Consider the following 8,682-nt stretch of genomic DNA (forward strand, 5'->3'; position numbering starts at 1 on the left):
GGGGCGGGGGGGTTCGCGCGGGGGGGGTTCCGCCTTGCGACCGAGCGCACCGCCAGGGCGGACTTGCGGCGGTCGGGGGGGCGGGGGGCCCTCGGAGCGCTCACCCGACGGCTGGGCGACTTCGACGGCTGCGAGGACGCCGTCCAGGAGGCCCTGATCGCCGCCGCCCGGCACTGGCCCGAACACGGGGTGCCGGAGCACCCGCGCGGCTGGCTGCTGCAGACCGCCACGCGTCGGCACACCGACCGGGCCCGCAGCGACGCGGCACGGCAGCGCCGCGAGGAGCGCGTCGCGCGGGAGCCGGCCCCGCCGGAGGCCCCGGCCACCGACGACACCCTGGCCCTGCTCTTCATGTGCTGCCACCCCGCGCTCACACCCGCCTCGGCGATCGCTCTGACGCTGCGGGCCGTCGGCGGTCTGACGACCGCCCAGATCGCCGCCGCCTACCTGGTACCCGAGGCGACCATGGCGCAGCGCGTCAGCCGCGCCAAGCAGCGCCTGAGGGCGTCGGCCACGGTGTTCGAGGTGCCGGTGCCGGGGACGCCGGACTGGCTCGCACGGCTCCGCGCCGTGCTGCACGTGCTGTACCTGCTGTTCAGCGAGGGCTACACCGCCTCCGGCGGACCGGCGCTGCACCGCCCGGATCTGTCGGGCGAGGCCGTCCGGCTGACCCGGGAGCTGCACCGGATCCTGCCGACCGAGGGCGAGGTGACCGGACTGCTCGCCCTGATGCTGCTGACCGAGGCCCGCCGCCCGGCCCGCACCGGCCCGCACGGCGAGCTGGTCCCGCTCTCCGAGCAGGACCGCACCCGCTGGGACCGCCGCCTGATCCACGAGGGAGCCGGCCTGCTCATCGGCACGTTCGCCCACGGGGAGCGGCCCGGCGAGTACCGGCTGCTGGCGGCCGTCGCAGCCGTGCACGACGGCGCCGCTCGCGCCGAGGACACCGACTGGCCACAGATCCACGGCCTCTACGAGCTGCTCGAACACGTGTCGGGCAGCCCGCTGGTGACCCTCAACCGGGCGGTCGCCCTCGCGATGGTCGACGGCCCTGTCGCCGCCCTGGCGCTGCTCGACCGGCTCGACACGGACCGCGGACCGCTCGCGGGTCACCACCGGGTGCCGGCCGTGCGGGCCCACCTTCTGGAGATGGCAGGCGACCACGCGTCGGCGCTGAGCCACTACCGCCTGGCCGCGGCCCTCACCACCAGCACGCCCGAGCAGCGCTACCTGACCGCCAGAGCCGCCGAGGCGCACCGGCGCACCGGGACGGTGCCCGACTGAGCCTCCGCGGCGGTCCCGCGGTCGGCACGTCCACCGCCCCGCCGGTCCGGGCTCAGGGGGTGGGCAGGCCGCGCGGGCGGCCGAAGCGGACCGGCACGCCGGGGGAGTACAGCACGCTCACCGGCGGCCCGACCGGCGCCGGCAACCCGGCTGCGGCCACCAAGTCGTCCTCGCACCCGAGGAGTTCCGCTCGGTGCAGCGGCCAGCGCGGGTGGGTGTTGGGCAGGTACGCCGTCCGGCCGAAGAAGGAGTTGTGCATGCCCCAGCGCGCGGTCAGGAAGTGTTCGAGGGCGGTCGGGTGCTCGATCCGCTCGCCGATCCGGACGCTGAGGCGGCTGCGCGCCCCGCGCGGTCCGGGCCAGCGCCTGCTGCTGGTGTAGGTGATGCTGTCGGCCTCGCGGTGGATCGCCATCCGGGCCCACATGTAGGGCAGCCGGAAGGCGCTGCGGGCGACGGCCACCGGCAGTAGTCGGGAGGCCTCCAAGGAACGGAACACCACACCGCGCCGTCCGTGCCGGTCCACCGAGTAGAGCCGCACGTTGGTCTCCGGGAAGGTGCCGAGGTACGGGAACCCCGGCATGCGGAACCAGCCCACCCGGTACATCCGAAATGCCACCAGGCCGACGTAGCTGAGCCCGTCGAACGTGTCCGGCACCGTCCCGCCCGGCAGCAGCGGTGCAACGTCGGCCGGGTCTGCCGCCCAGTGCAGGAACGACAGATCGAGCCACGACTGCGTGAGCAGCGTGTCCGGCACCTCGCGCACCGGCCCGGGCGTGACCGGCTCCGCAGGGACAGCGTCCAGCGACATGCCACCAGCCTCGCACGCCCTTGCCCCCGCCGCCCCGGCCGGCCGGTGCGCCGGGGGCTCGTCGAAGCACCCCGCGTTCCGTTCGTGGGCCACGTCGGCCCCGGTCGCCGCGTGCTGAGGCCCGTCATGCCGCGGCGTCATCGCGGCGACCGTCCAGGTCCGCGCGTGGCAGCGCCCCGCCGGGCCGGCAAGGGCACGACGCCTCCGAGGGAGTCGCAGTGTCCCGCCCGGGAATAAGCGCACGGGAAAGGCCCGGATGAGGTCGCCGGTCACGGAGCGGCGGCGGGATGAGCTGCGCCCTCCGGCCTTCCCGGGCGCGCCTGGCGTTCGGTCATGCCGGGGGCTCCACCTGCGATGATGCCGCCAGCGGCCGGTCCGTGATGCGGCAAGAGCGGGCGCATGGCGGATCCCCGCCAGCAGGCCGGCGAAATGCCACTCGCCGAGCCGGTTCCGGGTCGCGGTTCGAGGTCGAAGGTGAAACCTCCGGTTGATCCGGCGGACTCCCGGCCGCCAGCAGGAATTCGTGCACCGGGTCGAATCGTCACACGGCCGACATATTTGCCATTGGCGGGCTCTTTCCAAGTGGTGGCAAGGTCCTTTCCTGTCGGGCTGATCATTCGTCATGTCCCCGTGCCCACGCCCGCACTCCGGCAGAACTGAGCGTCCGCCCCGGGCCGGCCCGTGCGCCTCGTGCGTCGCGGGCCGGACCGCTGCACTTGGGATCCCGCACCGGCCGATCCCCCGGGCGGGCTCTTGAACGGGTGCCGGCCGTGGCCGACTGTTGAGGGGGAGCGCGGACCCGAGACCTGGAGTCACCGTGAACGTGGGCGGCGAGCGACCCGACCCGGCCCGCCCGCCGGCCGACCGGGCAGCGGCCGGTGTCTCGGAGGCCCGTCTGCCCCGTGCGGGGCTGGTCCTGCCGTACGCCGAGCAGGGCCCGCCGACCGGGCTCCCGGTCGTGCTGCTGCACGCCGTCGGTGACTCCTGGCGTTCCTTCGAGCCGCTGATGGCCCACCTGCCCGACACCCTGCACGTGCTCGCGCCGAGCCAGCGAGGGCACGGCGGGGCGAGCTGCCCGCCGCACGGGTACCGGCCCGCGGACTTCGCCGCCGACCTGGCCGAGTTCCTGGACCGGGTCGGCGTCGAGCGGGCCCTCCTGGTGGGAGCCTCCAGCGCAGGCTTCACGCTGCGCCGCTTCGCCGCGGCCCAGCCCGGGCGGGTGGCCGGTCTGGCATTCCTCGGCTCGCCGGCGCAGCTGGCCGACAAGCCGGCCGCGCCCGCCGTCCGGGAGTGGGTCCACCGGCTCACCGACCCGCTCGACCCGGTGGCGCTGCGCACCCTGGCCGATTCCCTGGTGAGCCGGCCGCTGCGGGAGGAGTTCGCCGACCTGGTGGTGCGGGAGAATCTCCGTGCACCGGCCCAGGTCTGGCGCGACACCTTCGACGGCCTGCTCGGCGAACCACCGCCGGACGGGCTCGGCGCCGTCACCGCCCCCGTCCTGGTGGTCTGGGGCGACCAGGACCGGATCCTGCCCCGCTCCGACCAGTACCGGCTGACCGCCGCCTTCCCCCGCGCCACCCTGCTGGTCCACGAGGGCTCCGGCCACGTCGTCCACTGGGACGACCCCGCCCGCACGGCCGCCGACCTGGCCGCCTTCGCCGCCGCCTGCGCCCACCGCCCCTGAGCTCCCCGCCGGCCGCCGACCGTCGTGGCCGCCGCGGGGCCGGGGGATCCGCCGAGCGCCGGCCCGGACGCGCGGAGCGGGGTAAAGCCCGCCAGGGGTCGTTGGCGGCCGCGGTGGTGGCGAGACCGACTGCCCGGAGCGAGCCCGGCCGGGCGGACGGTCCGTCACCCGCCGTGGCGCACCCGCCGCCCTGCGGCCGTCAGTGCCCGGCCGTCAGGGCGTCCAGCAGGATGTCGAGCCCGGCCGCCAGTTCCGCCGGTGCGTCGTGATCGGCCAGGAGCGGGGCCAGTGCGCGCAGCCGCGGGTACTCGGCGGCCGGGAGGCGGTGCAGGCCGAGCCGCAGCAGCGGTTCGGGTTCGTCGGGGTTGTCGACGATCTGCCGCTTGTCGACCAAGAGGTAGCCCAGGATCCAGCCCACCAGGGCGCGGTAGATCCACAGTGCCTCGGCGCCGTCGAAGCCGCCCCGGCCGATCAGGACGAGGAGGCGCTCGTTCAGCTGGAGCATCGAGGTCGGCCGTCGGGCCAGCGGGACGGAGAGCGGCCGGGCGATCACCAGCGGCAGCATGGCCGGATGCGTGTCGGCCACCGCACAGAACACTGCGGCGATCCGGTGGACCTCGGCACGCCAGTCGACATCCGGCGGCACCGGGCCGAGCCGCTCGTTCACTTCCGCGTAGAAGGCCTCGATCATGCCGGTGAGCAGCGCGTCCTTGCTGGCGGCGTAGCGGTAGAGCGCCATCGGCTCCACGCCCAGGTCGGTAGCCAGCCGCCGCATGGTGAGTGCCGGCATGCCCGCGCGGTCCACCAGGGCGACCGCCGCCGCCAGCACCCGTGCCCGGGTGAGCCGGCCGCGCCCGGGCTCGGAGGCGCTGCGCCCGGACGGAGCCCCGCCGCGCCGGGCGGAGGACGCGCCCTGTCCGCTCCGCTCACCGCTCTCGTTGCTGCTCACGATCGCCTCCTTCGGCATCGTGGCCCCGCGCCGGCCCGACCCCTGGAGCATTTGACTCCTCCGTTCACCGGGGGAGAATCTGAGTATACAAAGTACATTTCGGCATTACGTGGACAAGAGAAGCGTGTGTCGTGAGCGAGGACGCCTGACGACGCCCGACGCGCCGGTATCCGGCGCACCGGCGGGGGCGGCCCGATGAGGGCGGGCCTCCGCACCACGGCCGTCGACCGGGTGGAGCCCGACCTCCCGCCCCGGTCCCACCGCTGGAGACACCATGTCGCACAGCCAGTACACGACCCTGCCGGACAGCCACCGGGTTCCGCGCCGCGGCGCGAGCGTGGCCGGTCCGGTCAACCCCAACGAAGAGATCACCGTCACCGTCTACCTGCGGCGCGACCCTGGCGCCCCACCGATGCCCGACGTGCTCGACCTGGCGATGACCCCGCCGACCGAGCGCGAGGCGCCGACCGCGGCCCAGTTGGCGGACGTCAACCGTGCCTCTCCCGCCGACGTGGCCGCCGTCCGCGAGTTCGCCGCCGAGCGGAACCTGGCCGTGGGCCGGGTGGACGAACTGGCCCGGAGCGTGGAACTGGAGGGCACGGTCGGCGACTTCGCGGACGCCTTCCAGGTGCCGCTGGCCCGCTACCAGTACCAGGACCGCAACGAACGCTGGCGCACCTACCGCGGCCGGGTCGGCTCGATCCACGTGCCGGCCGATCTCGGCGACGTGGTCACCGGCGTGTTCGGCCTCGACAACCGGCCGATCGGCAACAGCCTGATGACCCGGCGACCCCCGGCGGCGACCACGCTGACGGTCGACGAGGCGGCGATGGGCATGCCGATCGGCACCTTCCTGCCGAACGCCCTGGACCGGCTCTACGACTACCCCACCGGCACCGACGGCAGCGGGCAGACCATCGCCGTGCTGGCGTTCAACGGGGACACCACGAGCGGACCGTCGGGCGGCTACTCGCAGACCGCCCTGAACACCTACTTCCACAACGTGCTGCACATCGACCCGCCGCCGCAGATCACCAACGTGGTCGTGCACGGACCGGGCAACGAGCCCGGAGGCGACATCGCCGCCAACACCGATCCGAGCGACGTCACCATCGAGATCATGCTCGACCTCCAGGTGATCGGCGCGCTGGCCCCCAAGGCGAAGATCGTCGTCTACTTCAGCAGGTTCACCGAGCAGGGCTGGGTGGACGTGATCAACCGGATCGTCAGCGACCACCGGGCCTCCGTGGTCTCCTGCAGCTACGGCAACCCCGAGGACGCCCCGGGCCTGGCCTGGACCGCGTCCGGGGTCACGCACACCGACCAGGCCTTCACGCTGGCCGCCGCGGGCAATGTCAGCATCTGCTGCGCCAGCGGCGACAACGGTTCCGGCGACATCCCGCCGGACCTCGTCCGGCAACTGAACCTCGCCCCGCGCTCGCACGCCGACTTCCCGGCCTCCAGCCCGCACGTGCTGGGCGTCGGCGGGACCCGGCTCTTCGCGCAGGACGACCGCACCATCGCCGCCGAGATCGTCTGGGACGACGGCCCCGACAGCTCCACCGGCGGCGGGGTCAGCCGGGTGTTCCCCGTGCCCCCGTGGCAGCACACCGTCAACCTGCCACTGACGCCCGACCTTCCGCACATCGCCGGGCGAGGCGTGCCGGACGTGTCCGGGCTCGCCGACCCGGTGACCGGCGTGATGATCCTCAGCGTGGACGGCCGGACCCTGTACACGATCGGCGGCACCAGCGCGGCCGCCCCGCAGTGGTCCGCGCTGCTGGCCCGGGTCAACCAGGGGCTCGGCGCGCAGGTGGGCTTCCTCAACCCGTTGCTGTACACCAAGCTGTCGGACGGCGTGCTGCGGGACATCACCCTCGGCGCCAACGGCGCGTTCGGCTCCGGGCCAGGATGGGACGCCTGCACCGGATTCGGCAGCCCCGGCGGCCAGGCCCTGCTGGACGGCCTGCGCAAGCTCGGCTGAGGCCGGCGGCCCCCGTCGCGGGCGGTCCGTCAGCCCGGGGCGCTGCCGACGGCGATGACGGCGTGTTCGGGCGCCGGCGTCCGCGACGGCCAAAACGGACGATGCGCCTGCGCCGCCATGGTCGGCGGCAGCCGATGGCCGGCCACCGCGCTCGTCGGCCCTCCGGTCGTCGGCACCGGCGCTCCGCCGGGCGAGGCGTCAGGCGGGCCGCATGCCCTTGGCGCGGGCGGCCGCCGATGCCTCGTCCGACCCGAGCAGGCCGAGGACGCGGGCGGCCCGGGCCGGCTCGGTGGAGGCGGTCAGTACGGCCCCGCTGAACGTCGTGCTGATCGCGGTGTCGCCGGGCAGCGGACCGACGACGGTGACGCCGGGCAGGTCCATCAGTTCACTGTGCTGCTGGAAGGCCAGGTCGGCCGCGCCGGAGGCGAGCAGGCTGCCGGCCGGCACCCCGGGCGGTGCCTGGACGAGCCGCGGTGCGAGCACGTCGGCGAGACCGAGCCGTGCCGTCAGGTCGACCAGGGCAGTGCCGCTGGGGCCCGTGGAGTACGCGATCCGCCGTGCGGCCAGCAGAGCGGCCCGCAGGTCGGCCGCCGAGTCGAGGGCAGGCGCCGGCGATCCGTTCGGCACGGCGGCGACGACCTGGGAGACCCACAGCGGGCGCAGCGTGCCCGCCGCGAGGTGCCCCTCGCGCTCCAGCGCCGCCAGTGCGTCCTCGGAGAGCACCAGCAGGTCGGCCGCGGCGCCCTCGCGCACCCGGCGCACGACCTCGACCCCGCCGGCGGACTCGAACCGCACCGCGGTGCCGCGGTCGCTGCGGAGCCGTCCGCACAGCTCGGCCAGGAGCTGCCGCGTCGCCATCGATGACAGTCCGGTGATCTCTCGGTCCACGTCGTCTCCTTACTGCGCGGCCGATGCTGCGACGGGTGGACGGCGGCCCGATGCCTCTCTGCGACACTGACCGCGTGAGCGAAACCCGGAGCACGGCGGCTGGAAAAGTTCTCGAGGTCCTCTCGACGTTCGGCCGCGATTGCCAGTCGCAGACGCTGTCGGAGATCGCCCAGCGTACGGGCCTGGCCCTGAGCACCGCGCACCGGGTGGTCGCCGAGCTCGCGGCCTGGGGCGCGCTGGAACGCGGCGAGGACGGCTCCTGGCACGTCGGGCTGCGGCTCTGGGAGATCGCCTCGGGCTGCCCCCGCACCCAGATCCTGCGCGACGTGGCGCTGCCGTTCATGCAGGACCTGTACGAGGCGACGCACGAGAACATCCAGCTCGCGGTGCGCGAGGGCACCGAGCTCGTCTTCGTCGAACGGATCGCCGGCCACCGGTCGGTGGAACTGCTGACCATGGTCGGCTCGCGCTTCCCGATCGGCTCCACCGGGATGGGCCGGGTGCTGCTGGCGCACGCCCCCGGCGACGTCCAGGAGGCGGTCCTCGAAGCACCGCTGCGGGCCTGGACCCCGCACACCGTCACCGACCCGAGGACCCTGCGCGCCCAGCTGGGCCGGATCCGCCGGGAGCAGGTCTTCGTCAGCGACCGGCAGCTCTCCGAGGACACGGTCGCGGTGGCCGCACCCGTCCGGATCGGCCGGTCCGGCCCGGTCAGTGCCGCGCTGGGCATCGTCATCGCGGCGCGCAGCGCGAGCCGTGCCCGCGGGCTGCGGGAGCCGCTGCTGAGGGCCGTCCAGGGGATCTCCGAGGAGCTCGGCCGGCGCGCCCGTGCCACGGTCTGATCCAGGCACCACTTCCGCCTGACGGAAGTGGTGCTGACCGGCTGCGGCCCCGGATGCCAGCGTTCGGGGTGTTCCGGACGCTCGCAGCCGCTCAGGAGATGCCATGGCCGAGGCCACCATCGACACCGTCACCTCGGTACCCGTCGCCGTCGTCGGCGCCGGCCCCCCCCGCCGCATAAACGCCCCCCCGCCCCGCCGCCCCGCCCGCGACACCCGCCGGGGGGACACCCCCCCCCCGCCCCG

At 74.7% G+C, this 8,682-nt stretch carries 7 protein-coding genes; 4 read left to right on the forward strand and 3 right to left on the reverse strand.

Going from position 1 to position 8,682, the window contains the following annotated elements:
* Positions 1-63: 63 nt before the first annotated feature.
* On the forward strand, positions 64-1,284 hold the full coding sequence (locus tag ACFV0G_RS12910; protein ID WP_380545897.1) for an RNA polymerase sigma factor: 1,221 nt from the start codon (positions 64-66) through the stop codon (positions 1,282-1,284).
* Positions 1,285-1,336: 52 nt separating this feature from the next.
* Here the strand turns inward: ACFV0G_RS12910 and ACFV0G_RS12915 are convergent, their stop codons facing one another.
* Entirely contained in the window at positions 1,337-2,092 is a 756-nt protein-coding gene (locus ACFV0G_RS12915; protein WP_380545861.1) for a YqjF family protein, read from the reverse strand.
* 817 nt (positions 2,093-2,909) lie between these two features.
* On the opposite strand from ACFV0G_RS12915, the gene ACFV0G_RS12920 reads away from it, so the two are divergent.
* Positions 2,910-3,776, forward strand: a complete 867-nt coding sequence (locus tag ACFV0G_RS12920; RefSeq protein WP_380545864.1) for an alpha/beta fold hydrolase — start codon at positions 2,910-2,912, stop codon at positions 3,774-3,776.
* Between the two features lie 199 nt (positions 3,777-3,975).
* Here the strand turns inward: ACFV0G_RS12920 and ACFV0G_RS12925 are convergent, their stop codons facing one another.
* Entirely contained in the window at positions 3,976-4,725 is a 750-nt protein-coding gene (locus ACFV0G_RS12925) for a TetR/AcrR family transcriptional regulator (protein ID WP_380545866.1), read from the reverse strand.
* A gap of 274 nt (positions 4,726-4,999) precedes the next feature.
* On the opposite strand from ACFV0G_RS12925, the gene ACFV0G_RS12930 reads away from it, so the two are divergent.
* The gene (locus ACFV0G_RS12930; RefSeq protein ID WP_380545868.1) at positions 5,000-6,709 is read left to right on the forward strand and encodes a protease pro-enzyme activation domain-containing protein; all 1,710 of its coding nucleotides are present in this window, start codon (positions 5,000-5,002) and stop codon (positions 6,707-6,709) included.
* A gap of 198 nt (positions 6,710-6,907) precedes the next feature.
* Here the strand turns inward: ACFV0G_RS12930 and ACFV0G_RS12935 are convergent, their stop codons facing one another.
* On the reverse strand, positions 6,908-7,597 hold the full coding sequence (locus tag ACFV0G_RS12935; RefSeq protein ID WP_380545870.1) for a substrate-binding domain-containing protein: 690 nt from the start codon (positions 7,595-7,597) through the stop codon (positions 6,908-6,910).
* Between the two features lie 74 nt (positions 7,598-7,671).
* Between ACFV0G_RS12935 and ACFV0G_RS12940 the strand changes: the two genes are divergently transcribed.
* Positions 7,672-8,439, forward strand: a complete 768-nt coding sequence (locus tag ACFV0G_RS12940) for an IclR family transcriptional regulator (protein ID WP_380545872.1) — start codon at positions 7,672-7,674, stop codon at positions 8,437-8,439.
* The last annotated feature ends 243 nt before the right edge of the window (positions 8,440-8,682 follow it).

This window comes from Kitasatospora sp. NPDC059571 (assembly GCF_042735675.1).
In the GTDB taxonomy this organism is placed as follows: Bacteria; Actinomycetota; Actinomycetes; order Streptomycetales; family Streptomycetaceae; genus Kitasatospora.